The sequence below is a fragment of the Streptomyces sp. NPDC102451 genome, assembly GCF_044765485.1.
Lineage (GTDB): Bacteria > Actinomycetota > Actinomycetes > Streptomycetales > Streptomycetaceae > Streptomyces.
The window spans coordinates 1-22814 of record NZ_JBIWKD010000026.1; the positions used below are offsets into that span (position 1 = coordinate 1).

The 22814-nt window shown below is 70.5% G+C and carries 25 protein-coding genes; 9 read left to right on the forward strand and 16 right to left on the reverse strand.

What is annotated here, in order from left to right; all coding sequences use genetic code 11:
* Positions 1 to 146 precede the first annotated feature (146 nt).
* From ACIRD8_RS34835 to ACIRD8_RS34860, 6 genes are all read right to left on the reverse strand, one after another.
* Entirely contained in the window at positions 147 to 2351 is a 2205-nt protein-coding gene (locus ACIRD8_RS34835; RefSeq protein ID WP_404000836.1) for an ArnT family glycosyltransferase, read from the reverse strand.
* The gene (locus ACIRD8_RS34840; RefSeq protein ID WP_404000839.1) at positions 2348 to 3721 is read right to left on the reverse strand and encodes a glycosyltransferase; all 1374 of its coding nucleotides are present in this window, start codon (positions 3719 to 3721) and stop codon (positions 2348 to 2350) included. The genes ACIRD8_RS34835 and ACIRD8_RS34840 overlap by 4 nt, the downstream gene beginning before the upstream one ends.
* Before the next feature lie 26 nt (positions 3722 to 3747).
* Entirely contained in the window at positions 3748 to 5475 is a 1728-nt protein-coding gene (locus tag ACIRD8_RS34845; protein ID WP_404000842.1) for an ATP-binding protein, read from the reverse strand.
* A gap of 4 nt (positions 5476 to 5479) precedes the next feature.
* A complete protein-coding gene (locus tag ACIRD8_RS34850; protein WP_404000845.1) occupies positions 5480 to 6217 on the reverse strand; it encodes a response regulator transcription factor in 738 nt (245 codons plus the stop codon).
* A 75-nt stretch (positions 6218 to 6292) separates the two neighbouring features.
* Positions 6293 to 7174, reverse strand: coding sequence for an amidohydrolase family protein (locus ACIRD8_RS34855; protein WP_404000847.1), 882 nt, complete (start codon positions 7172 to 7174; stop codon positions 6293 to 6295).
* A 62-nt stretch (positions 7175 to 7236) separates the two neighbouring features.
* The gene (locus tag ACIRD8_RS34860; RefSeq protein WP_404000850.1) at positions 7237 to 8172 is read right to left on the reverse strand and encodes a DUF2797 domain-containing protein; all 936 of its coding nucleotides are present in this window, start codon (positions 8170 to 8172) and stop codon (positions 7237 to 7239) included.
* A gap of 83 nt (positions 8173 to 8255) precedes the next feature.
* Here ACIRD8_RS34860 and ACIRD8_RS34865 point away from each other — a divergent pair, with 83 nt between their 5' ends.
* The 3 genes from ACIRD8_RS34865 to ACIRD8_RS34875 all read left to right on the forward strand — a co-directional run bounded on the left by ACIRD8_RS34865 (position 8256) and on the right by ACIRD8_RS34875 (position 11301).
* Positions 8256 to 9002, forward strand: a complete 747-nt coding sequence (locus tag ACIRD8_RS34865; RefSeq protein ID WP_404000853.1) for a hypothetical protein — start codon at positions 8256 to 8258, stop codon at positions 9000 to 9002.
* Positions 9003 to 9056: 54 nt separating this feature from the next.
* Entirely contained in the window at positions 9057 to 10001 is a 945-nt protein-coding gene (gene sigJ / locus ACIRD8_RS34870; protein WP_404000856.1) for an RNA polymerase sigma factor SigJ, read from the forward strand.
* Positions 10002 to 10104: 103 nt separating this feature from the next.
* Positions 10105 to 11301 carry an NAD(P)/FAD-dependent oxidoreductase gene (locus tag ACIRD8_RS34875; protein WP_404000859.1) on the forward strand — a complete coding sequence of 399 codons (1197 nt, stop codon included), beginning with the start codon at positions 10105 to 10107 and terminating at the stop codon, positions 11299 to 11301.
* A 355-nt stretch (positions 11302 to 11656) separates the two neighbouring features.
* Here the strand turns inward: ACIRD8_RS34875 and ACIRD8_RS34880 are convergent, their stop codons facing one another.
* Positions 11657 to 12823, reverse strand: coding sequence for a cell wall protein (locus tag ACIRD8_RS34880; protein ID WP_404000862.1), 1167 nt, complete (start codon positions 12821 to 12823; stop codon positions 11657 to 11659).
* 297 nt (positions 12824 to 13120) lie between these two features.
* Positions 13121 to 13441 carry a hypothetical protein gene (locus ACIRD8_RS34885; RefSeq protein ID WP_404000865.1) on the reverse strand — a complete coding sequence of 107 codons (321 nt, stop codon included), beginning with the start codon at positions 13439 to 13441 and terminating at the stop codon, positions 13121 to 13123.
* 193 nt (positions 13442 to 13634) lie between these two features.
* On the opposite strand from ACIRD8_RS34885, the gene ACIRD8_RS34890 reads away from it, so the two are divergent.
* The 4 genes from ACIRD8_RS34890 (at position 13635) to ACIRD8_RS34905 (ending at position 15656) form a co-directional block, all read left to right on the forward strand.
* Positions 13635 to 13871 carry a hypothetical protein gene (locus ACIRD8_RS34890; RefSeq protein ID WP_404000868.1) on the forward strand — a complete coding sequence of 79 codons (237 nt, stop codon included), beginning with the start codon at positions 13635 to 13637 and terminating at the stop codon, positions 13869 to 13871.
* A 204-nt stretch (positions 13872 to 14075) separates the two neighbouring features.
* Complete coding sequence (locus ACIRD8_RS34895; protein ID WP_404000871.1) at positions 14076 to 14561, forward strand: prevent-host-death family protein; 486 nt, start codon at positions 14076 to 14078, stop codon at positions 14559 to 14561.
* Positions 14558 to 14905 carry a hypothetical protein gene (locus ACIRD8_RS34900; RefSeq protein WP_404000874.1) on the forward strand — a complete coding sequence of 116 codons (348 nt, stop codon included), beginning with the start codon at positions 14558 to 14560 and terminating at the stop codon, positions 14903 to 14905. Before ACIRD8_RS34895 ends, ACIRD8_RS34900 begins: the two co-directional genes overlap by 4 nt.
* 289 nt (positions 14906 to 15194) lie before the next feature.
* On the forward strand, positions 15195 to 15656 hold the full coding sequence (locus ACIRD8_RS34905; protein WP_404000877.1) for a hypothetical protein: 462 nt from the start codon (positions 15195 to 15197) through the stop codon (positions 15654 to 15656).
* A 215-nt stretch (positions 15657 to 15871) separates the two neighbouring features.
* Here the strand turns inward: ACIRD8_RS34905 and ACIRD8_RS34910 are convergent, their stop codons facing one another.
* Together ACIRD8_RS34910 and ACIRD8_RS34915 are read right to left on the reverse strand one after the other, a co-directional pair.
* Positions 15872 to 16285 carry a signal protein gene (locus ACIRD8_RS34910; protein WP_404000879.1) on the reverse strand — a complete coding sequence of 138 codons (414 nt, stop codon included), beginning with the start codon at positions 16283 to 16285 and terminating at the stop codon, positions 15872 to 15874.
* 616 nt (positions 16286 to 16901) lie between these two features.
* Positions 16902 to 17048 carry a hypothetical protein gene (locus ACIRD8_RS34915; protein ID WP_404000882.1) on the reverse strand — a complete coding sequence of 49 codons (147 nt, stop codon included), beginning with the start codon at positions 17046 to 17048 and terminating at the stop codon, positions 16902 to 16904.
* 490 nt (positions 17049 to 17538) lie between these two features.
* Here ACIRD8_RS34915 and ACIRD8_RS34920 point away from each other — a divergent pair, with 490 nt between their 5' ends.
* Together ACIRD8_RS34920 and ACIRD8_RS34925 are read left to right on the forward strand one after the other, a co-directional pair.
* Positions 17539 to 18474, forward strand: coding sequence for a LuxR C-terminal-related transcriptional regulator (locus ACIRD8_RS34920; protein WP_404000886.1), 936 nt, complete (start codon positions 17539 to 17541; stop codon positions 18472 to 18474).
* A 110-nt stretch (positions 18475 to 18584) separates the two neighbouring features.
* Positions 18585 to 18866 carry a helix-turn-helix domain-containing protein gene (locus ACIRD8_RS34925; RefSeq protein ID WP_404000889.1) on the forward strand — a complete coding sequence of 94 codons (282 nt, stop codon included), beginning with the start codon at positions 18585 to 18587 and terminating at the stop codon, positions 18864 to 18866.
* A 621-nt stretch (positions 18867 to 19487) separates the two neighbouring features.
* On the opposite strand, the gene ACIRD8_RS34930 is transcribed toward ACIRD8_RS34925, so the two are convergent.
* From ACIRD8_RS34930 to ACIRD8_RS34955, 6 genes are all read right to left on the reverse strand, one after another.
* Entirely contained in the window at positions 19488 to 19646 is a 159-nt protein-coding gene (locus tag ACIRD8_RS34930; protein ID WP_404000892.1) for a hypothetical protein, read from the reverse strand.
* 104 nt (positions 19647 to 19750) lie between these two features.
* The gene (locus ACIRD8_RS34935) at positions 19751 to 20935 is read right to left on the reverse strand and encodes a helix-turn-helix domain-containing protein (protein ID WP_404000895.1); all 1185 of its coding nucleotides are present in this window, start codon (positions 20933 to 20935) and stop codon (positions 19751 to 19753) included.
* Positions 20936 to 21093: 158 nt separating this feature from the next.
* Complete coding sequence (locus ACIRD8_RS34940; RefSeq protein WP_404000898.1) at positions 21094 to 21795, reverse strand: collagen-like protein; 702 nt, start codon at positions 21793 to 21795, stop codon at positions 21094 to 21096.
* Positions 21792 to 22103, reverse strand: a complete 312-nt coding sequence (locus ACIRD8_RS34945; RefSeq protein WP_404000901.1) for a hypothetical protein — start codon at positions 22101 to 22103, stop codon at positions 21792 to 21794. The genes ACIRD8_RS34940 and ACIRD8_RS34945 overlap by 4 nt, the downstream gene beginning before the upstream one ends.
* Positions 22104 to 22157: 54 nt before the next feature.
* A complete protein-coding gene (locus ACIRD8_RS34950) occupies positions 22158 to 22436 on the reverse strand; it encodes a holin (protein WP_404000903.1) in 279 nt (92 codons plus the stop codon).
* A gap of 154 nt (positions 22437 to 22590) precedes the next feature.
* Entirely contained in the window at positions 22591 to 22812 is a 222-nt protein-coding gene (locus ACIRD8_RS34955) for a hypothetical protein (RefSeq protein WP_404000906.1), read from the reverse strand.
* Positions 22813 to 22814 lie beyond the last annotated feature (2 nt).

Below are 22814 nucleotides of genomic sequence, written 5' to 3' on the forward strand. Positions count from 1 at the left end.
TTGTTGTGTGCGTCCTCGCTTCTCAACCTCCTCTACCCTCCCCCCCCCCCCGCGCGCCCCCCCCCCCCCCCCCGGGCGGGGGGGCCCCCCCCCCCCCCCCCCCCCCCCCCCCCACCGCCCTGTTCCCGCTCGCTCTGCCGCCGGTGTCAGCTCGTCGGCTGCGTGAGGTCGTAGAAGGTCGCGCTTCCCACGGTGACCTCCTTGAAGTTCTTCTCCACCCACGTGGTGATCTGGGAGGAGGTGCCTTCGCCGCCTCCCATGCCGCCGCCCGAGCCGCTGGAGATCAGGTAGTGGATCTTGCCGTCCTCCACGTACTTCTTGAACTGGGCGAGCGTCGGGGACGGGTCGCTGCCGTTGAATCCGCCGATGGCCATGACCGGGTCACCGGTGGCGAGCTGGTAGCTCGCGGCGTTCTGCGAACCGATGGCCGCGGCGGCCCAGGTGTAGGCGTCGGCGTTCTGCTTCAGGAGTGTCTTGGCCTCGGAGTCGACGGAGGAGCCGTTGAGCAGACCGCCCATGCCGCCGCCACCACCTCCGCCCATGCCGCCCTCGCCGGTGCCGCCGCCGGGCATGTTGCCTTGCTGACCGCCTTGCTGACCGCCGGGAGCCTGGCCCTGCTTGCCCTGGCCCTGACCCTGGCCCGGGGTGCCACCGCCGGGGAAGCCGCCGCCCTGCGCGTTGCCGGGAGCCTGACCGCCCTGCGCCGTGCCCGGTGCCTGGCCGCGCTGCTGGGTGCCCTGGCCGGGGGGCTGCATGCCGCCGCCCTCACCGCCGCCAGGGCCGCCGCCCCGGCCGCCACCGGGACCGCCCATGCTCGAACCCGACGGGCCCGCCGTGACGATCGAGCCCTGGTGTCCGGTGTTCAGCGTGCTGATCGTGTACGCCGTCGGCCCGGCCAGCGATGCCGCGAGGCCCAGCCCCGCCACGCCCAGCGCGAGCGCCCGGCCGAGGCGTGCGGCGAGCAGCAGCCCCACCGCTGCCAGGAGCCCGCCGATCAGGACGGCCCAGCGCAGCCACGGGAGGTAGTCCGGGGTGCGCCCCAGCAGGACGTACGACCAGACGGCCGTCGCCGCGACGGTCACGCCGAGCGCGGCGCCCGCCCACCACTTGCCCCGTTCCTCCCAGAGGACCGTGGCGCCCATGCCGACCAGCGCCGCGATGTAGGGCGCCAGGGCCACCGTGTAGTACTGGTGGAAGATGCCGGCCATGAAGCTGAAGACGAGGGCCGTCATCAGCAGCGAACCGCCCCAGGCGAGGAACGCCGCACGGGCCGTGTCGGTCCGCTTCGCCCGCCAGGTCAGCCAGACGCCCGCGGCCAGCAGGATCAGTGCGGCGGGCAGCAGCCACGAGATCTGGCCGCCGATCTCGGAATTGAACATCCGGCCGATGCCGGTCTCGCCCCAGCCACCGCCCTGGCCGCCGCCACCGCCGCCTCCGACGCTGCCGGTCTCCTCGCCGTTGATCCGGCCGAGTCCGTTGTAGCCGAAGGTGAGTTCCAGGAAGGAGTTGTTCTGCGAGCCACCGATGTACGGGCGTGAGGAGGCGGGCCACAGCTCGACGATCGCCACCCACCAGCCGCCGGAGACCACCATCGCCAGCGCGGCCAGGCCGAGCTGGCCGAACCGCTTCCGCACGGAGACCGGCGCGAACACCGCGTACAGCACGGCCAGCGGCGGCAGGATCAGGAACGCCTGCAGGGTCTTCGACAGGAACGCGAGCCCCACCGCGACACCCGCCCAGATCAGCCACTTCGTCCGGCCGCCCTCCATCGCACGCAGCACGCAGTAGACGGTGACGGTCATCAGGAGCGCGAGCAGCGCGTCCGGGTTGTTGAAGCGGAACATCAGCGCCGCGACCGGGGTCAGCGCGAGGACCGCCATGGTGATCAGTCCGGCTGCGGCGCTGAAGCGGCGGCGTACGGCCCCGTAGAGGACACCCGCCGTGGCGACGGCCATCAGCACCTGCGGCATGAGGATCGCCCAGGAGCTCAGGCCGAAGATCCGCACCGACAGGGCCATCGGCCAGAGCGTGGCCGGTGGCTTGTCGACGGTGATCGCGTTCGCGGAGTCCAGCGAGCCGAAGAAGAAGGCCTTCCAGCTCTGGCTGCCGGCCTGCACGGCCGCGGAGTAGAAGGAGTTGGCGTAACCGGACGCGCTCAGATTCCACAGGTACGCGAGCGCGATCACCAGCAGCAGCCCGAAGAAGGCGGGCCGCACCCAGCGCGGGTCCTCGGGCCTGCCCCGGGGGATGCGCCGTGCAAGCGGCTCGCGCCTGCCCGCGGCGTGCGCGGGCGCCCCTGGGGTGTCGGGCGGGGCCTGGAAGCGGCCGGAGTGGGTGGTGGCGGCGGTCATCGGACGTTCCTCAGTTCGTGTGCGGCACCCTTGCGGGCGTCCTGGAGATCGGTGCGCCGGTCGCTACTGGCGTCCTGGAGGTCGGTGCGCCGGTCGCTGCGGGCGTCCTGGAGGTCGGTGCGCCGGTCGGGGAAGACCCAGGCGCGGAAGAGCAGGAACCGCAGCACCGTCGCCGCGAGGTTGGCCGCGATCAGCACGGCGAGTTCCGTGCCGTGCGACGCCGATCCGGAAGCCGTGTCCAGGGCGGCGAGCGAACCGCTGGTGAGCGCGAGCCCGATCGCGAAGACGACGAGTCCCTGCGCCTGGTGACGCACGGCGCCGCCCCGGCCGCGTACGCCGAAGGTGAGCCTCCGGTTCGCCGCCGTGTTGGCGACGGCGGAGACCAGGAGGGCCGCCGCATTGGCGAACTGCGGGCCGACGCCCAGCCGGAAGAGGGAGTACAGGGCGAGGTAGACCAGGGTGGAGAGCGCGCCCACCACGCAGAAGCCGGCCAGCTGCCGGGCGAGTCCGCGCGGCACCCCGGGCACGGCCCGGTCGCGCGGGTCGTCCCCGAAGGGCCGCGCCAGGCGGTCCAGCGGCAGGGCGCCGGTGGCCAGGGCCCGGCCCACCCGCCAGACGCCCTTGAGGTCGTCGGTCGCCGTCCGCACGATGTGCACCGTGGAGTCCGGGTCGTCGACCCAGTCGACCGGCACCTCGTGGATGCGTAGCCCGGCGCGCTCGGCGAGGACCAGCATCTCGGTGTCGAAGAACCATCCGGTGTCCTCGACCATCGGCAGCAGCCGCTGCGCGACCTCGCGCCGTATGGCCTTGAAGCCGCACTGGGCGTCGCTGAACCTGGCGGCCAGCGAGGAGCGCAGGATGAGGTTGTAGGCCCGCGAGATGAACTCCCGCTTGGATCCCCGCACCACCCGCGAACTGCGGGCCAGCCGCGAGCCGATGGCCAGGTCGGAGTGACCGGAGATCAGCGGGGCGACCAGGGGGAGCAGGGCGTTCAGGTCGGTCGAGAGGTCGACGTCCATGTAGGCGAGCACCGGCGAGTCCGAGTGGGACCAGACCGTCCGCAGCGCCCGGCCCCGGCCCTTCTCCTCCAGCCGGTACGACCGCACCTCGGGGATGAGGTCCGCGAGCCGCGCCGCCACCTGGGGCGTACGGTCGGTGCTCGCGTTGTCCGCCACGGTGATCCGGAAGCCGTAGGGGAACGTCCGCGCCAGGTGGTCGTGCAGGCGCAGCACACACGTTTCGAGGTCCTTCTCCTCGTTGTACACGGGGATCACCACGTCGAGTACGGGCACGGGGGCGGGAGCGCCGACCGCTGCGGCCAGGAGGTGTTCCCGGGCCGGCAGGGTGCTCCAAGCAGTCTCGGTTCGCATGAGACCCACACTCACCAACCGCGCTGTCACATCCTTGTGGTGAGCCTGTGGTGCGCCTGTGAGTGCGCGGCAGAGGTGTCGTCAGGTGTATCCGCCCAGTTCACGGGCATGTCACCGAGCCGTTCGCCCCGGGTGCCGCCGTGGTTCTCCGCCCCTCCGGCGTACACCGCGTCGGCCGGCAGATGGACCGCGAACACCGTGTTGCCCGGCACCGAGCGCACCTCTGCCACTCCGCCGTGCGCGGCGACGACGGCCTGCACGATGGCGAGGCCGAGTCCCGTCGATCCGGCGTGCCGGGAGCGTGAGGCGTCGCCGCGCGCGAAGCGTTCGAAGACGCGTGGCTGGAGCTCCGCGGGGATGCCCGGACCGTTGTCCTCGACCTCCAGGGTCACCCAGGGCAGCTCCCTGCGCGCCTGGCGCAGACGGACCGTGACGGTGGTACCCGGTGGGGTGTGCGTACGGGCGTTCGCCAGCAGGTTGACCAGCACCTGCTGGATCCTGGTGGGGTCGGCGAGCACCGTCGCGGGCACCTCGGGCAGCTCCAGCCGCCAGTGGTGGGTCGCCCCGGACGATCCACCGGGGGTGCGGTCCGCGACCCGGGCGTCGCTCACCGCGTCGATGACGAGCGGCGAGAGATCGGTGCTCTCGTACGAGAGCGGCCGTCCGGCGTCGAGACGCGCCAGGAGCAGCAGGTCCTCGACCATGCCCGTCATCCGTTCCGCCTCGGACTCGATCCGCCCCAGGGCGTGCCGGGTGTCGGGCCCGGTGTTCTCCCGTCCGCGCCGGGTCAGTTCGGCGTACCCGCGGATCGAGGCGAGCGGCGTGCGCAGCTCATGGCTGGCGTCCGCGACGAACTGGCGTACCCGCATCTCGCTCTTCTGCCGCGCCTCCAGGGCCGAACCGACGTGGCCCAGCATCCTGTTGAGGGCGGCACCGACCTGACCGACCTCGGTACGAGGATCGGCCTCGGCGCCCGGGACCCGTTCGAGCAGGGCGACCTCGCCGCTGTGCAGCGGGAGTTCGGACACCCGGGTCGCGGTCGCGGCCACCCGGCGCAGCGGGCGCAGGGCGACACCGACCATGGCGGCACCGGCGATCCCGGCGGCGATCAGCCCGGCCCCGGTGACACAGACCTCGACGAGGATCAGGGTCGTCACGGCCTTGTCCACCTCGGCCGTCGGGATGCCGACCAGGACGGACGAGCCGTCGACGGACGTGCCACCGCCGGACGAGCCGTCGACGGACGTACCGCCGGACGTGCCTCCGCCGGACGTGCCTCCGCCGGACGGGACGAGCTGCACGCGGTAGCGGCCGAGGCCCGGGAGCTCGACGTCATGGGGCTCGCCGTCCGGCGCCACGTCGGCGCCTTCGAGGGCGGCCTCCTGCGCGTCGGTCAGTTCCTCGGTGCTCTCCCGGGCGTCCGGTCCCTTGACCACCTTCGATTCGGTGACGGAACCGCCGGAGACCACGGCCCCGAAGGTGTTGAACGCGCCCCTGCCTATGAAGGCCAGCGGTTCCTCGTCGCCCTCCGGGCCGCCCCGGGCGGCCTTGCCGCTCCCCGGCGGAGGCTGCTGGGCCACCCTGGCGATGTCGCGCAGCTGGTCGTCGAGCTTCCCGTCCATGTAGCTCTGGAAGGCGATCGCGGTGACCGAGCCGATCACGGCGCAGACGACCGCGATGAGCGTCACCGCGTACACGACGAGCCGGGTCCGCAGCGTCCAGGGCCGCTTCGCGCCGCCCCTCCTCCCGCTCATGGGGCTACTCACCCGGCTTGATGAGGTATCCCGCCCCACGCCGGGTGTGGATCATCGGGGTGCGCCCCGCGTCGATCTTCTTGCGCAGGTAGGAGATGTACAGCTCGACGACGTTGGCCTGTCCGCCGAAGTCGTAGTTCCAGACCCGGTCCAGTATCTGTGCCTTGCTGAGCACCCGGCGCGGATTGCGCATCAGGAAGCGCAGCAGCTCGAACTCGGTCGCCGTGAGGTGGATCGAGTCGTCGCCCCGGCTCACCTCGTGGCTGTCCTCGTCCAGCACCAGGTCGCCCACGACGAGCGTCGACTCGCTGCGGACCGAGGCCGTGCCGGAGCGGCGGATCAGCCCGCGCAGCCGTGCCACGACCTCCTCCAGGCTGAACGGCTTGGTGACGTAGTCGTCGCCGCCCGCCGTGAGCCCGGCGATCCGGTCCTCCACCGAGTCCCGCGCGGTCAGGAACAGCACGGGAACGTCGTTGAGCTCCCGCCGGAGCCTGCCGAGCACGGCCAGCCCGTCCATGTCGGGGAGCATCACATCGAGGATCACCGCGTCGGGGCGGAAGTCGCGCGCCGTACGGACGGCACCCGCACCGTCCCCGGCGCTGCGCACCTCCCACCCCTCGTAACGCAGGGCCATGGAGAGCAGCTCGGCAAGCGGAGCCTCGTCGTCCACGACCAGCACGCGGACGGGATTACGGTCGGGCCTGAGCAGTTCTGTACGCCCCTGGGGCGAGGTCGTGGTCATGGCTCAAGCCTGTGAGACGGCCGTGAGAGAGAGCTTTCGCCCACCTGTGAATTTCCTGAGAAACGGTGCGCCGGGCTATCGGAACAGCTCGCTCGCGTTCCCGTGGCAGACCGCCCGCAGCCATGCGTCCCCCAGCCCCAGACGCTCCAGCGCGTGCAGCTGATGGACGTACGGGTACGGGATGTTCGGGAAGTCCGTGCCGAGCAGTATCCGGTCGCCCAGATCGGCGAGACGCTTCAGCTCGCCCGCGGGAAAGGGCGTGAAGCCCTCCGCGAAGTCAGTGAACGCCATGGTCGTGTCCAGGCGCACGCCGGGGTACGCCGCCGCGAGCGCCAGGAACTCCGCGTACTCCGGCATCCCCATGTGCGCCACCACCAGCTTCAGCCGGGGGTGCCGGGCCAGCAGCCGGCCGATCGGCCCGGGGCCGGTGTACGCGCCGGGCGCCGGCCCGGACCCGCAGTGCGAGACCACCGGGATCCCGGCCTCCGCCAGCAGCCCCCACACGGGGTCCAGCAGCGGGTCGTTCGGGTCGTAGCCCCCCACCTGGAGGTGCGACTTGAAGACGCGCGCCCCCGCCTCGACCGCCTCCCGCACATAGCTCTCCGCGCTCTCCTCGGGGAAGAACGTCGCGGTGTGCAGACAGTCCGGCACCCGCGCGGCGAAGTCCGCCGCCCAGCCGTTCAGCCAGGCGGCCATGCCGGCCTTGTGCGGGTAGATCATCGAGGTGAACCGGAGCACGCCGAACGAGCGCAACAGAGCGAGGCGCTCGTCCTCGTCCCGCCGGTAGGTGATCGGCCACTCCAGCCCGGTCAGGGGCCCCACCGAGTCGAAGTAGGCCCACACCTTGCTGAGCACCCGCTCCGGCATGAAGTGCGTGTGTACGTCGATGATCCCGGGCAGCCCGAGCCCCTGCCAGAACCGCACGACGTCCTCACGGTCACGGTCTTCGATGCTCATCCGCCCCACCTGCCTCGTATGTCATCGGAAGCGCCCCCGGCGGCGATCCCCCGGCGACGATCTCAGAACAGCCCGTCCTGCACACCACCGGCCCCCAGGGCCACGGCCGGCACGCTGATCCCGGCCCGCGCGTCGGCGGCCACCAGGTCCCAGCCGGTGACGAGCCGCGTGTCCAGCACGACGATCCCCTCGCCCTCGGTCTCCAGGTGCAGGTCGGGCCCGGCGGCCGCCACCAGCCGCCCGGCCACCACCCCGCCGTCCACCAGCCCGGTCACCACCCGCGCGGCCGCCCTCTCCTGCCCGGCCGCGCGCGCCTCCGTACCGGCCCGCGTCGCCGCCCCGGCGCCGTCGAGGCCGAACACCCGGGCGTGGTCGACCGCCTCGAACGGCAGCCGCTCCAGCGCCTCCGGCCACCCGGCACCCTCCAGGGCGGCGGCCCGCCGGTACAGCCCCTCGATCTCGGCGGCCCGTTCCGCCGCCCCCGGCAGCTCACCCCGCACCGCCCGCTTGCGTGCGTACGGGATGCGGTCGGGCACCCCGAGCGCAGAGCGCAGCAGCTCCTCCGTGCGCCGCGCGGCCATCAGCGGCCCGCGTCCCAGCCAGCTGAACACCACGGCCCCCTGCTCCCGCAGCCGCGCGGCGTCCCGGGCCTCCCCGGTGATCCCGACCTTGACCATGCCCGGCCCGAACCAGGCCAGGTAGACGCGGTACGTACGCGGGTCGTCGGCGATCGTGTCGGCGGCCACCGAGTGCGCCCGGTCCAGCCGCGCGCACTCGGCGCACCGCGCCCCCGTGCTCCGTACGGGCACCACGGCCCCGACCGGACACGGGTTGCCGCGCGCCCCCACACAGTGCCGCTCCCCCTCGGCCCGGAACCCGAGCTCCTTCCCGTACGCCAGGACGCTCACCCGTCCCCGCCCGGACCCGTCGCCCCGTGCCCACCCGAGGACGGGCTCGCCGTGGGGCCAGCCCAGCCCGGTGCACCGCCAGCCGCTCATGCCACCCCTCTCGAACGCGCAAATCTAGAGTAACTTTCTAGAGAAAGCCTCCAATTAGACCTCCGGCGGTCCACACTGACCCCGTGTCCTTACCGGAGATCCCACTCTCGCTCACGCCGAAGCAGGCCGCCGACGGCACCATCGTCACCGTCCCTCTGCCGAGCGGCTCCACCCGCATCCGCCTCCCACCGGTCCAGGACGACGACCTCGTCCGGGCGCGGGTCGACGGCCAGGAGGTGATCCTGCGCATCCGGGTCACCGGGCGCGCGCCGAACGGCGCGTGGCTGGGGCTGCTCGGGATCGCCGCCGTGATCGCGCTCGCGGTCGTTCTGGCAACGGGTCTCAACGACGACAGCTCGTCCTCCCGCCCTTCGGCCGGCTCCTCGTCCTACGAGCCGTACACCGAGGACCCGTACGCGCAGGAGACGGAGACGGAGGACCCGTACACCGAGGAACCCACCGCCGTGGAGACCGAGGACAGCGAGGCGGAGGAGACCGAGGACCCGTACACGGAGGATCCCGCCACGGAGGACCCGTACGACACGGACGACGAGGCCGCCCCCGACCCGTACGAGAACGGCACCTGCCTCAACGGGACGCTCCCGGACTCCACGACCGCCCAGGAGGTCAGCGGCGTGGACGAGGTCTCCTGCTCGGCCTCCGACGCCCACTACCAGGTGATCGAGACCTTCCCCTTCACCTCGGACATGAGCAGGTGCGACGCCAACTCCGCGACCCAGTACGCCTTCTCGTACAGCTACACCCTCAACGGGGCGGCCATCAACGAGTACGTGTACTGCCTGATCGGCCTCGGCTCGTACGCACGCTGACACGGCGGCCGACGTCCCTGCCGCACGGCGGGCACGCGGGCTAGGATCCGGTCCATGGCGCTGACGGTGAACGACATGGACCGGTTCGAGGCCTTCATGCCCCGCCTGCAGGCCATCGCCTACCGCCTCCTCGGCTCCGCGAGCGACGCCGAGGACGCCGTGCAGGACACCTTCCTGCGCTGGCAGGCCGCCGACATCGAGCGCATCGAGGTCCCCGAGGCCTGGCTGACGAAGGCCCTGACCAACCTGTGCCTCAACCAGCTCACCTCGGCCCGCGTCCGGCGCGAGACCTATGTGGGCCAGTGGCTGCCCGAGCCGCTCCTCGCCGGGGACCCGATGCTCGGCCCCGCCGACACCGCCGAGCAGCGCGAATCCGTCTCGTACGCCGTCCTCCGCCTCATGGAGCGCCTCTCCCCCAACGAGCGGGTGGTGTACGTGCTGCGGGAGGCCTTCGACTACCCGCACCGGAGGATCGCGGAGATCCTCGACCTCACCGAGGCCGCCTGCCAGCAGATCTTCCACCGCGCCAAGAAGCGCGTCGCGGACGGCAAGGCCCGCGCCGACATCGACGAGGCCGCCGCCCGGCGGATCGTCGAGGAGTTCCTGGCGGCGGCCACCAGCGGCCGGACCGAACCCCTGGTGCGACTGCTCACCGACGACGCGATCTCCATCGGCGACGGCGGAGGGAAGGTGCCGGCCCGCGCCAAGGCGTTCGAGGGCGCCGTCGCGGTCGCCACGTTCATGCGGGGCCTGTTCAAGCCCGGCAAGGCCAAGCGCGCCATCGTCGGCGGCACGGCCGAGGTGTACGCCACGACCGCCAACAACGCCCCCGCCGTGGTGGCGGTCGTCGACGGCCGGATCATCGGCATCACGTGCCTGCAGGTCACCGGCGAGGGCATCGCCACGATCCTCAGCCAGGTCAACCCCGACAAGCTCGAACGCGCGACCGCGCGATGGGCGGCCTCCGACCACGGCGAACCCCTGTTCAACGCCTTCTGACACCCCTCGCTCGCGATGTGACCTGCTTCACACCACCTTCCTGTCAGGAATCGCCGGGCTGCCCGGTTCAAGGGGTGAAACCGCGCGAGACAGGAGCAGGGAAATGAAGCACCGCATCATCGTCCTTGGAGCCGGATACACCGGAGCCTCCGCCGCCGGCCGCCTCGCCAGGCGACTGCGCCGCGAGGACGTCACCATCACCCTCGTCACCGCCGAGCCCGACTTCGTCGAGCGTGTCCGGATGCACCAGCTGGCGACCGGCCAGGACCTCAGGCCCCGGCCCTTCAGCGAAATGTTCGCGGGCACCGGCGTCGAGCTGAGGCTCGCGAAGGTCACCGGTGTCGACGTCGACCGCAGGACCGTCGCCGTCACCGGCACGAACGGCGCCGAGGAACTGGAGTACGACAGCCTCGTGTACGCCCTGGGCAGCGGCTGGAACAGCCAGGGCGTCCCCGGCACCGCCGAACACGCGTACGAGATCGCCGGCCGCCCCGGAGCGCTCCGGCTGCGCGAGCGCCTGGCCGGCCTGGGCGCCGGACGGCCCGTGGTCGTCATCGGCGGCGGCCTCACCGGCCTGGAGGCCGCGACCGAGATCGCCGAGGCCCGCCCGGACCTCGACGTCGCACTCGCCGTGCGCGGCGGACTCGGCGACACGCTCTCGCCCAGGGGCCGGCAGCACCTGCGGAAGGTCTTCGCGAATCTCGGCATCACCGTGCACGAGCACTGCGCCGTCACCGAGGTGGAGACCGACCACGTCACCACCGCCGACGGCACGTCCCTCCCGGCCACGGTCACGGTGTGGACCGCCGGCTTCGCGGTCCACCCGATCGCGAAGGCCACCGCGCTGGAGGTCTCCGACACCGGCCAGATCGTGGTCGACGGCGCCATGCGCTCGGTCTCGCACCCGGACGTGTACGCCATCGGCGACGCGGCCCTGGTGCAGGGCCCCGGCGACAAACCGCTGCGGATGTCGTGCGCCTCGGGCATCCCCACCGCATGGCAGGCCGCCGACTCGGTCGCGGCCGCGCTGACCGGCGGGAAGCCCCCGACCATGCCGATCCGCTACTTCAACCAGTGCATCTCCCTGGGCCGCAAGGAGGGGCTGATCCAGTACGTCACCGCCGACGACCGCGCGGTCCGGGCAGCCCTGACGGGCCGTCTCGCCGCGCTCTACAAGGAACTGGTCTGCAAGGGCGCGGCCTGGGGCGTGGCCAACCCGACCCTCGGCCGCCCGACCAGGCGCCGCCCGATCATCCAGGACCACGCTCCGGCCACCTCACCCGTCACGGAGTCGGCCTGACCCGTCCGGCCCTCTCCGGGCCCGGGACCTGCAACTCGGTCCCGGTCCGGAGAGGTTGACGGGTCGCAGGACGGTGCGAGCTCGCACCGCGACTGCGCCCCTACGGCGACTCGGTGGTCTTGCCGCCCTGCCGACGCATCCCCCGGTAGACCACCCAGAGACTGAGAAGAACAAGCACCACTGCACCGATCGGCCAGCCCACGGAGCCTCCCGCACGGTAGTCCCTGATGCCGACCACAAGAATGAGGAAGGACAGAGGCAGCCCTGCCCAGTCGAGGGCTCTGTTCAATCTGGTGGCTGTCGAAGACTCGGTCACAGCCCGATCATGGCAGGCTGTTGCGTCTTCCACAGCAAGTCAGTCAGGAGTGCCCGCCGCAATGGGTGGTACCCCACGGCGCACCCCGGTGAACTCGTACAACAGCACCTCGTCCACCAGGCGGTTCGTGTACAGACGGCGGGCGCCCCTCTCACCGAGGTTCTCCAGAGCGGCCAGCACCAGCCCGGAGTCCGTCGTTGCGGCCGAACGTAACTGGACCACCTCCGCACGCGTCAGCCCGTCAACGCCATCCACCGGCACCACGCCGCCGGCGGACTCGGCGGACGACTCCCGCGCATCGCTGACAGCACGCCGGAACGCCTCCGGCGGCTCCGTGCCCCCATGCCTCGCGGGCACCTCCCGGTCCCGCGCCAGCACCGCGGTGATCCAGGCGGCCGGCCGGACCGGCCGCCACCCGACGGCCGAGCCGCAGAGCTCGGCCGCGATGTCGCGGGCGTCGAGGCCCCGGTCGATGAGCGGGCGCAGCGCGTACGCGAGGCGGCGCAGCCCCTCGTGCTGGGTCCAGCCGACGAGCGGTCGCACCTGCCGGGCGACGGCGATGTCACGTGCGACCTGGAGCGGAGACCGCCGCCGCCCGCGATCGGCTGTCGCGCGCCTGCGCGAGGTGTAGTTCAACCTCCCACTCACATCAGCTGTGCGTACGTCGTGGTGGGGCCCGGAAGAATGGGGCGCACACCCGCCTGAACTGCGCTTTCCCGCAGCCGAGTTATTCACAGCCCGAGGCCTCGCTTGTGCGGCTTCCACCGCACGGTCCCGGCCCGCATCCGTCACCCCGCACACCCGCGCCCCGTACCCGGCACCCTCCAGACGGTGGCCCATCGCCGAGTCGTACGCGGCCGGGATCGTCGCGGCGTAGATCGTCGCCATGCCCGCGTACCGGCGACCGGGCAGGTGCAGGTTCCGCTTGCTCCCGTGCCGCTGCCACACCAGCGCGCCCAACTCCCGCAACACCCGGACGTGTCGCTTCACCGTCGCCGCCGACACCCCGCAGCGGGCAGCGGTGCCCTCCAGGTCGTACAGCACGAAGCCGAGCCGGTAGTCCATCCGCCCGGCCAGATCACGCGCGACGGCCAGCGTCGTCGCCCCGGCACGCGGGTGCAGGCCCGCCTCGACGAGCCACACCACGGCCCGCAGCCACGCGCCCGGCTGGGCACGGCGGGAGGCCGTCGCGTCGAGCTCTTGCAAGGGGCGGGGGACGGGGATCCATTCCGGATCCGGGCATGACGAAGAAGCGCAGCACGAAGCCGCGCCGGTGGGGTGGCGCATCACAGTCCGTGGGGTGAGGGGCGACCGGCAAGGCCGCAGGGATCACAGAAGCAGGGGCCGTTCCGGACGGCTCAGGGCGTGGGTGCGGTCACCACGCGCGTACGGGCCAAGCGATCGAACGCGAGTCCTTCTCGTCAGGGTGAATCTCGGATCGGCGGAGTGATGACCCGCCGGTCACTACGGCCGGGCGGCGGTCTCCACACCGCCCGGCCGTTCTCATTCGGCGGGAGGCCCTTGCGCTTCCCGGTCGGCCCTGCGGCGCTGCGCTCCGCTCTGACCCTTGCCGATCTGCTGGGCACGAGCGGCGGAGATGCCGCCCAGGAGCTGCCCGATTTCCTTCCATGTCCTGCCTTGTTCCTTCAGGGCGTTGACGCGCTGCTGCCGCAGCTGTCGGAGTTTCGTCTGATAGCTGGGCCAGCCCTCCAACGCCCGCGACACAGCCACGGCGCAAGCCTCGTCGTCCTCGATGTCCCTGAATGCCGCGATGGCTTCCACGAGGCGCTTCACCTCCTGGGTCTGCTCAGGGTCATTCGTCATTCCCGCGCTCCCTCCAGCGGCGCGGCCCACACGACTGTAAACCCCGGGCTTGACGCGATTCAAGCCCGGGGTTTAACTTCGTTCTCGCGAGGCCGACCAACGGTCCCGTAGCAACAGAACGGCCCCGGCCCGGAGTTCGCACCTCCACATGGCCGGGGCCAGTCAGAACCCTGAGATCACCAGGAGACCGACCATGCGCCATCCTTCCACCCCGGACTCCCCGCCCGACAGGCGGCTCGTCACGCTGCCGCCGATCGTGGAGCTGTCCGCACAGCAGCAGCGGGGCGTGCACTGCGTCTTCTGCGGCGCGACCCTGCGCACCGGGGCGGTCCGGGACCTCGGCCCGCAACTGATCGATGCGCACGGCTCGGCGGTCCGCTGGTTTCCCCGCAGCTGCCTGCCCTGCCCGAAGGAACAGACGTGCCGCTGATGTGCGATTGCTGCGGCAGGCCGATCGCCGCCGGAGACGAGGAGCGGGTGGTGATCCATGGCGCGTCGGGGGCGGGCGGCGCGGTCACCGTCCACAAGACACCCTGCACCCGGCCACGGTCACGCCCGACCCCTGCCCAGCGGGGGTGACGCATGACGAAGGGACTCCCTAGCAATCAGATCGCAATCTGAGTACAGTCTGAGCATGAGTACTACGCACCTGGAGTCCGACGCGGAGTCCGTCACCTTCACCGACCTCTCACGGAACCCCAAGGGCGTGGCCGCGAAGGCCGCTTCGCTGGGAAGGCTGCGGGTCACACACCGAGACGCACCCGACATGGTGCTGTCGACGGCCGACTACGCGGAGCACGCGGAGGAGAACCTTTCGACTGCGTCCCGGCTCTTCCTGGCACTGATGAAGCAGGACGAGGGTGCCCGGTCTCTCCTGCTCGCCCTTCCCGAGGTGTTCCCCTGGGTCCGACACCTGGACGAGGGAGACATCCGCGAGTTCACGGTGGAACTCGTCGGGGCCCTGTCGGACGCCGCTGAACTCGGCGCCAACGAGACGGCCCACCGTGCGATCGTCTCCTGGCGGGCCACCGCTCGTATCAACGCCGACCCCGACCAACTCCGCGACGCCCTGCGCCCGCTGGCCGGTGCCGACCTCGGCCCGGTCGAGGCCCACACGTGAGCCCGAAGAAGGGCGACCGGGTCAGCACGCCCCCTCTGAGCGGCTGGAACGTCCTCTACGGCACGGAAGCGGCTGTCGGCTGGGAAGAGCTCTGCCGAGTCGCCCTCCCGAACGCCCACCGCTGCCTGGAAGCACTGCGGACTGACCCTCTGACCCGAGCAAACTGGAACCGGCAGCACCAGTTGCGCGGCCGACACGCCACGAAGGACTGGAGGGGCACCACGCTCGAACAGTGGGAATACGAGGTCACAGCCGGAGGACGGGTCCGCTACCTGGTGGACCCGGATCACTCCACCGTGATCCTCGTATACGCATCCCCCCGCCACCCCAAGGACACCGAGTAGACGGAGACGGCGGCCGCCAACCACCGCTTCACGCAAACAGGAGATGGATTTCCCCAAGGGCATGTGTGGAACGAGGAAGCCGAGGGGGACATGGTCCCGGACCTTGGCCGGTCGGCCAGTCTGGTGATTGCTGGGAGGGGTGATGAAGTGGACTTGAAGCCGCCGCCCAACCCATTGACGAGTGAAGAAGTGTTGCGTTCTAAGTAAGGGTAGCTCAGACGTGAAGACCAGAATGCGCACCTCCGTGCTCGCCGTACCACTTACACTCACTGTCCTAGCAGGATGTGGAATGACTGAAGAAAAGAGCGATGGCGTCCCGTTCGCCGGCACGAGCGCTTCGCTCGATGCCGCCGACACGATGCAAAAGGTTTCCAGTGAGATCTACGATCTGCTGGGCGTGAAGGGAAAGGCATCAAAGAACCTTCCGGGAGTGATGGACTGCTCAGGCAAGGACACAAAGACATACTTCCGGATCTTCCATCCGTGGGCCTTCACCCCCGCTTCGGCGAGCGACCTCGACAAGGCGATGGAGCGACTCAAGTCAGAACTGCCCAAGCACGGGTGGGAGATCGTCGAATACGGGCCAAATAACAGCAAGAACAGAAGTATCACCCTGACCGCCGACAACGCCAAGAAAAAGGTCAGCGTCAACGTCACCAACATGGCGAAGGGTGACCCGCCGATGCTGAGCCTGGACCTGGCGTCCGGTTGCTACAAGGTCCCGGATGGCGAAGAAGTCCAACGCTTCTGAGAGGCCATACTCCGCCGCGCTCACAGCGGGCGTCCAGAAAGCGCACACCAGGACGGTATGTGCCGCACCCTTACTGTGATTACCCGAATCCTCTCGGTCGCCTCGGCAGATAGCCGGGGGATGGTTCATCCCTTCCGCGCACAACGTTATTGCGTACTCGCCGCAGTAGGTCGATCTCCCGAAGACTCTCCTCATCCAGCACGTTGGCGGCTCGTCTAGGCCGATGAGGCACCGACGGTCAACACGTAGTCCACGTCGACCGAGAAGTCGCCTGACTGTCCATGGATCTTCAGTGAGTGTGCGCCGGGAGCCGGGGACGGAAGCTGCACCCAGAGACCGCAACCTGTAGCTGTGAAGCGCCCTTCCTCCCCGGTGACCTGGTTGTCTTGGACGCCTTCAACCATGATCGAGTCACCTTCGTAGGTCTCCGGTTCGACCGGCTTACCGTCGAGTGCCACGGTGCCTTGCGCACTCCCCATGAAGGCCGCACAGCTCTGGTCGTCTCCAACGAGATTGATGACAGGCACCGCGATCGGACGACCGTTGGGAATTTCGCACGCTCGCACAGCCCGACCGCCGTGGGTGCCGGCCAGAAACCACACGTCGGGCGGTTGATTGCGTCCGCACATGCGCCCGTTTGTGTCAGCGACGGGGCTGGTCGCCTCGGGCTCAGAGGCAGCCCATGTCCACCATCGGCCCTGGAGCTCCGCGGAAGGGATGCTTCCGTTCTCCGCCACCGGTGCGGTACTCGTCGATGCTGGTCCCTCAGTGTCACCCGAGCCTCGGGCTGCCCGCGTCCCACACCCCGCCATCGCCGCCAGCACTACAGCTGTCAGGCCCACTGCCCCTGCCTTGAACCACATATAGCCCCCTCCGGCCGTACGCACCGCCCCGGCATCACAGCCGACGCAGCATGAGCGGACACCGTATCCATGGGGCGGGGCCGGGCCACTTCGAACCCGTTGCTGGACTTCGCTGTCGTGCGACAACGCGAGAGGCCCCCAGGATTTCTCCTGAGGGCCTCTCGCCTGCTGTGCACTCGGCAGGATTCGAACCTGCAACCTTCTGATCCGTAGTTGTATGACGGCCGTCCATGGTGTCCATACAGTCCAGGGTCGAGGCCCTGAGGCCAGGTGGAGGGCCGTCACTCCCTCTATTCTCGCGCAGTCTGTGAGACGTGTGTGAGAAAACGTGAGGGGCCGCACCGGGCGGTGCGGCCCCTCACAGGGGGACTGGGAGCAGTAGTCACGGTACCGGGCTATCCCTGTCGAGAACGCCCGCGATGCGGGCGGCCGCGATCTCCGCCCGCATCGACTCGATCTGGCGCCGCACTCCCCGGACATGCAGGAGAACCGCGACGATTCCCGCGACGATGAGGACCTCGAGTGCCACCGTGATCATTGTGCTGCCTTTCCCCGTTCGGTTCTGTACTACGGCCCGGCGCGCTTCAACGTCTGCCAGGCCTTGCTCGGCCGCCTCGGTGACCGGTGGACCCCGCCCACGGGCAGGGTCTGCGCGCTATCCCCAACCCAGGTCGTTGGGGCGAGCAGCTGGGGCGGGGGACGCGCTGCTTGCGTCGGCGGCACCTTGCCCCAGCTCCTCGGTGACGGTGGGCACCGGAGCGGCGTCGCCCTCGGCAGCGATTGCCGGAACGGCAGGGACGGCAAGCGCGGCTGCCAGTGCAGCACTGGCAGCCAGGATGCGGATTCTCACGGTTACCCTCCATGCGGATATGCCCCGAACAAATGTCCGAGTCACTTGCAGTGAGGTCATCGTTACATGTGATTGACAAGTGAACCAAGGGACGTGCCGTGCCAGAATCGGCACCTGCGTGAAGTGGCACTATCAAAACGTGGGGGTTGTAGGGATGTTGAGTAAAACTTTGCGGTCGACCGAGGTCGCCGCCTACCAGTCCATCGCCGCTGGCGAGCACCCCGAGCCCTCGCTCGCTACTGACCGGCTCGCAGCGCTGGGCCTGGTGGAGCACCGCCCCCACGACGGGTCGTGGGTCGCGCACGATCCTCGCGCCGCCGCTCAGAGCCTCATGGGGGACGCCCTCGCAGAGTTCCGCGAGCTGGTGGCACGCATGCACGAAATCCCCACCCTCGCCGCACTGGCGGTCGACTACGACCCGCACCGGATGTACGGAGGGCCGGCCTCTGAATTCCTGCCGACTCGGGACTCGATGAACGGCCGCATCGGGGATGTGTCGGCCGCCGCGTCCACGTCCGTGCTCACCGCGCAACCGGGAGCGCCGGCCGACCGGGATCCTCGCGTCGTCGCCCTGGGCGCACAGCGCACAATCGAGACACTCGGCGCAGGGGCCGAGGTGCGGAGCCTGTACACCAGTGCCGCCGTCGGCCACAGTCAGACTGCTGCCTACGTTGGGCAGATCATCTCTGCCGGCGCCGAGGTGCGCACCCTGTCCGGCAGGTTCCCGCGCATGATGATCGTGGACAGCCGTCACCTGTTCATTGAGAACCACATCATCACCGGGGCCGACAACGACGCGGGCTGGCACGTTACCGACCGCGGCTGCGTCGCCTGGGCCGAGACCGTATTCGGGGCCCTGTGGGATCGGGCGGCCCGCTGGAGCGGCGCCAGACTGATCACGGAAACCGTGACGACCGGACGCCAACGGCAGATCCTGGTGGAGCTCGAGGCGGGATACACCAAGCGGCAGGCGGCGAGGCGTCTGGAGATCAGCGAGCGAACTGTCACCGGCGAGCTGTCGGCGCTCCGCAGGGCGCTGGGTATGCGAACGCTCTACCAGGTGATGGCGTGGTGGGCTGCCAGCCTGGACCGGGATTTGCCGTAGCACCTGCCCCTCATCTCCGATCTTGCCGGGCCGCAGCGTGCAGAACAAGATCAAAAAATGCAGCTATCTAGCTGCTGACTTCAGCTTATGCAGGTCGCAGCGTTTGTCGAGTGCCGCACCAAGATCATTCGACCTGGCTACTCGACGAGCGCTGGCGCCTCGGCGTCCACATACAGGCGCGGCGCATGCGGCAGAACCTCACCCAGGAGGAACTCGCGGAGCGCGCCGGCGTCTCCCGGGACACCGTCCAGCGCATCGAACGCGCGGCCAACAACCCTCGGTTCACCGACCTGCTTCGGATCGCCAGGGCGCTGGACACCCGGCTGGCGTATCTCCTCGAGGGCGAGCAGGGGCAGCTCGCACGGGACCACACGAAGCCCCCGGCCACCTGACGGGGGACAGGTGACCGGGGGCGGTAGTAGAGCGGCTCAGCCGGCGCTCAACGGATTCGGGGAGTCGACGTCGGCCTCAGCGCCCTGCAACTCGCTGTGTCCGTCGCTGTAGTGGTTGACCCACCCGCACCCCCCGCACGCATACCTTCCGTCGAGGCCATAGACCTCAGTTCCGCACCGGGAACATTCAGTGCGTGTGATGTCTGGTGTGGGCGCCGCCTCGCTGCTCGTCATGCTCGGAGGCTACCCCGGCCGGCGGCAGCGCCACTCCGCTCTGCCACCCACAGTTTCCGCACAGCCAGCCGCCCGATGGGCCCTGCTGCGTCCCTGCCCCGCATCGTGGGCATCCCATGGTGATCTCCCATCGTGTATCCGCTCGTGTATCCGCTGTTCCATCCGCACTGCTGCGAGCAGAACCAACGGCCTGCGTTGTCCTCGTACGCCCACGCGCCGCAGCTGGGGCAGTTCACGGCCGCCCCTTCTCCGGCACCGTCGTGGGTGGCGCCTCTCCTCGCGGTGTCCGCCGTGCGGCCAGTCGCCGCGCCTCGGCCAGCCGAGCCGCACGGGTTCGCTGCAGCCAGATCAGGTCGGCGAGGACCGCGTCCCCGCACGGTTCGCCGCTCACCGGCTGGCCTTCCGCTCCGCAGCCCGGTACGCCGTCCGCAGCTTGCTCGCGTCGTCGCAGTTCGTCCCGGAGCGGCAGTTCTGGCACTTCTGGGTGTGCACGATGTACGCCCGATACGTCGCCTGCAGGCGGGGTGAAATCGGCGGGGTCGTCATGGTCGGCTCCATGTCGTCACTGGCTGGTGACCACATGGTGACTCCATGGAGAGGCCCCAACTACCACAAGATGATGGTAGTTGGGGCCAAAGGTTCGCCCAGTGTCAGGCGCCCAGCCAGGAGCCGTACGACAAGAACGAATCCGGGAGCTGCCGCTTCGCCGCTTCGAGCCCGTCGTACGTTTCGCGGACCGTCTGGTGGTACCGGGCCTGTTGCGGTGCCGCTTTCCGCGCCCGCACCAGATTCGCGAACGAGTCCTCGAGCTGGCCGCTCCACATCTGTGCCCGCGCCAGCTCGGCGAAATGGTGGGACTTCCTCGAGGCCGGCCAGGACTTCGGCATGGCTACGGCTTTGCCGATCTGCGCGGCCTGCCCGTACTCGTCCAGCTCGGCGAGCACCGACACGCGGTGGACAGCCACGTTCGTCGGGCCGAAGCTGAGCCAGTGCACCTCGGATGCGTCGCCCGTGAGCTGGGCGATCCGGCCCGCTTCCTCGAGGTGCTCGTCCGCCGCGGCCCGATCCTTCGCTCGAGCGGCCATCACTGCGGCGCCGAGGTGCAGCTGCCCGACAAGGACATCTCGCTCCCGGCCGCTGTCTGCCTGTTCGAGAGTGCTGAGCCCTCGCCGGATCAGTCGGTCCCCGGTGCGGTACTGCCCGGCCCGCAGATAGGTGAGGGCGCGCATGTACCGGTACATGCCGCCGATCACTGCACCGGAGCCGCGCTCTGCCGCCCACTCCATGCGGGACAGTGCGATCGTCGCCAGGTCGGGGAAGCCGAGTTTGCTCGTGACGTCGTACGCCGTGCGGTAGTACGACGCGAGGAGCAGCCACCCCTCCGTCGTGTCCTCAATGTGGGCCGCGGTCGTCTGCTCGAGGATCAGCCCGGGCAGCTGGCTGGCAGTCCGCTTGATCTCCCCTGCGCGAACCGCGACGAGGAGCCCTTGGGCGTCGTCCTCGAGGAGCCGTCCGGGGCGAGGGGTGATGTCCGGGTCGGCGCCGAGGTCATACACATCGAGCGCCTCGCGGATCGGCTGGATCAGCACGTCCAGCTCGTCCGCCCGGAGCTCCGTCGTGTACGGCTGGCCGGTGACCGTCGCAACCTCGACACGGAGCGCCCGGGCCACAGCCGCGATAAGCCGCGGCGACGCGGGGAGGGTGCCCTGCTCCGTCTTCGTGAGGGTGGAGTACGGGATCTGCGCTAGGTCGCAGAGAGCCCTCTGGGTGAGGTGGCGCTCGAGGCGCAACCGCTTGATGCGTGCGCCGGTGTGGTCATGGGGCAGAGCATGCATACTGGTCTCCAGTTCTGACTCGACACCAGAACGGTACCGCCGTCGGCTCGGTGAGTACCTCCGAAGGCCCCACCTCCCGCGCGGGAGGTGGGGCCTTCGTGCGTCACCGCGCGACAAAGCCGCCCCTGCCCACCCGGTGGGGGTGGGCAGGGGCGTGGTCATGGACGGCGCCGCTCGGGGACGAGGGCGGCCGGGGACGAGGCGGGCGTGCTCGGGTCGGGAACCGCGGGTGGCGGGGCGTCGGTCCGTCGGCACATCAGCCCGTCCGGATCCCCGGGCGGCGCCTGCAGCGCGTACCCGTCGGGGCACGTCGGTCCTGCAGGACCGGCCGGACCGGCGGGGCCCGCCTTGCCGTCGGCTCCGTCCTTTCCAGCAGGGCCTGCAGGACCGGCCGGACCGGCGGGGCCCGCGGGTCCTGTTGCTCCGTCGAGACCAGCCTGCCCCGGGGCGCCGGTGGCGGCGGGGCCAGGAGACCCGTCCTTGCCTGGCTCCCCGTCGACGCCGTCCCGGCCGGTCGCTCCTCGAGGGCCAGCCGGGCCGGGTATCGGGACCGGCACCTCGGCCCGATCCGGCAGGTCATCGACCGCCCTCGCGGGATCCGGCGCGGCCGGCGTCTTACCGTCCGCCTGGATCTGCGCGCGCAGGACCCGTACGTCGCCCGCCAGGGTCGACACCGCCGCCCCGCGCCGATCAGCCTCGGCAGCGACCTGCAGCGTGCGGTCCGACTCGGCCTCGATCCGCAGCCAGACCAGGACGATCGCCCCCGCGAGGATCGCGAGGACGGCCGTCACGGCCAGCGAGCGCCATCGCCTGGCCAGGATCCCCGCCGTACGATGCCGGGGCTGGGTGCTGGTCGTCACGATGTCGGCCCTCCCAGGGCGGCGATCTGTCGGTCACGGTCGGCGATGGCCGCCTGCAGCTGCGCGATCTGCGCCTGCAGCTGTGCCTTGTCGGCGCGCTCGCCGGCGAGTTCGGCGTAGGCGGCCGTAAGCTCCTGCCGCAGCGTGGCGCGCTCCTCCTGGAGCTCGTTGACGAGGCCGCCGTACCCGGTCATCACGGCGCCCTGGTGTGTGGCCCGGGCGTTGCTGCGCTGTCCGATCAGCGCAGCAGCGGCCGCCGCGAGCCCGACGACGATCGTTCCGACGGCGCCGAGCGTCGCAGCGTCCACGTGCTGTACCTCCTGTGCATGGGGCAATCGGCCCCCGGCCGAGCTCTCGAGGGGTCAGGTTCCTGCCGGCCCTCGGTACGCAGGCAGCGTCAGCGACTCCTTGGCCACGGCCTCCGTGACACCCGGGCCGTCCGTGTCGCTACCGCTCGCCACCACGGCGGTCAGGACCGCCAGGACGGCAGCCAGCCCACCGACGGACAGGGCCTGCCCCCAGTCGACGTCGACCAGACCGAGGCCGTCACTGCCGAGCAGCGCGAGCTCCGCCTGGGCGAAGGTCCTTGCGGTGCGTTCGGCGGTCGCCTTCCAGAAGGCGCCGGTGGCCAGGGTGCTCATGGTGGTCTCTCTTCCAGTTGGGGCCCCGGAAGCTCTCCGGGACCTCGGGCGCATGCGGGAGGGATTCGAGGTATTGACGGACGACGTCCCGGGCCACCGGCTCGTACAGCCGGTGGACGAGGCTGGGGTGCGGCGCTGCGTCGACAGACACGTCCTACGCCTCGCGCTGGGCGTCGACGGCGGCGCGCACCGCGCAGTCCTTCGCCTCGAGCAGGTGGCGCAGGCCGGCGGACAGCTCGGGCCCGTCCGGCAGCGCATCCACCAGCTGCCGCGCGAGCTCCCCGCACGGCGCGCTCACGGCCTGCAGGTGGGCGGGCAGGTGGCTGTGCTCGAACTGCCGGAGCAGGTGCTCGGTGGCGGGGTGTCGCTCGGTCATGG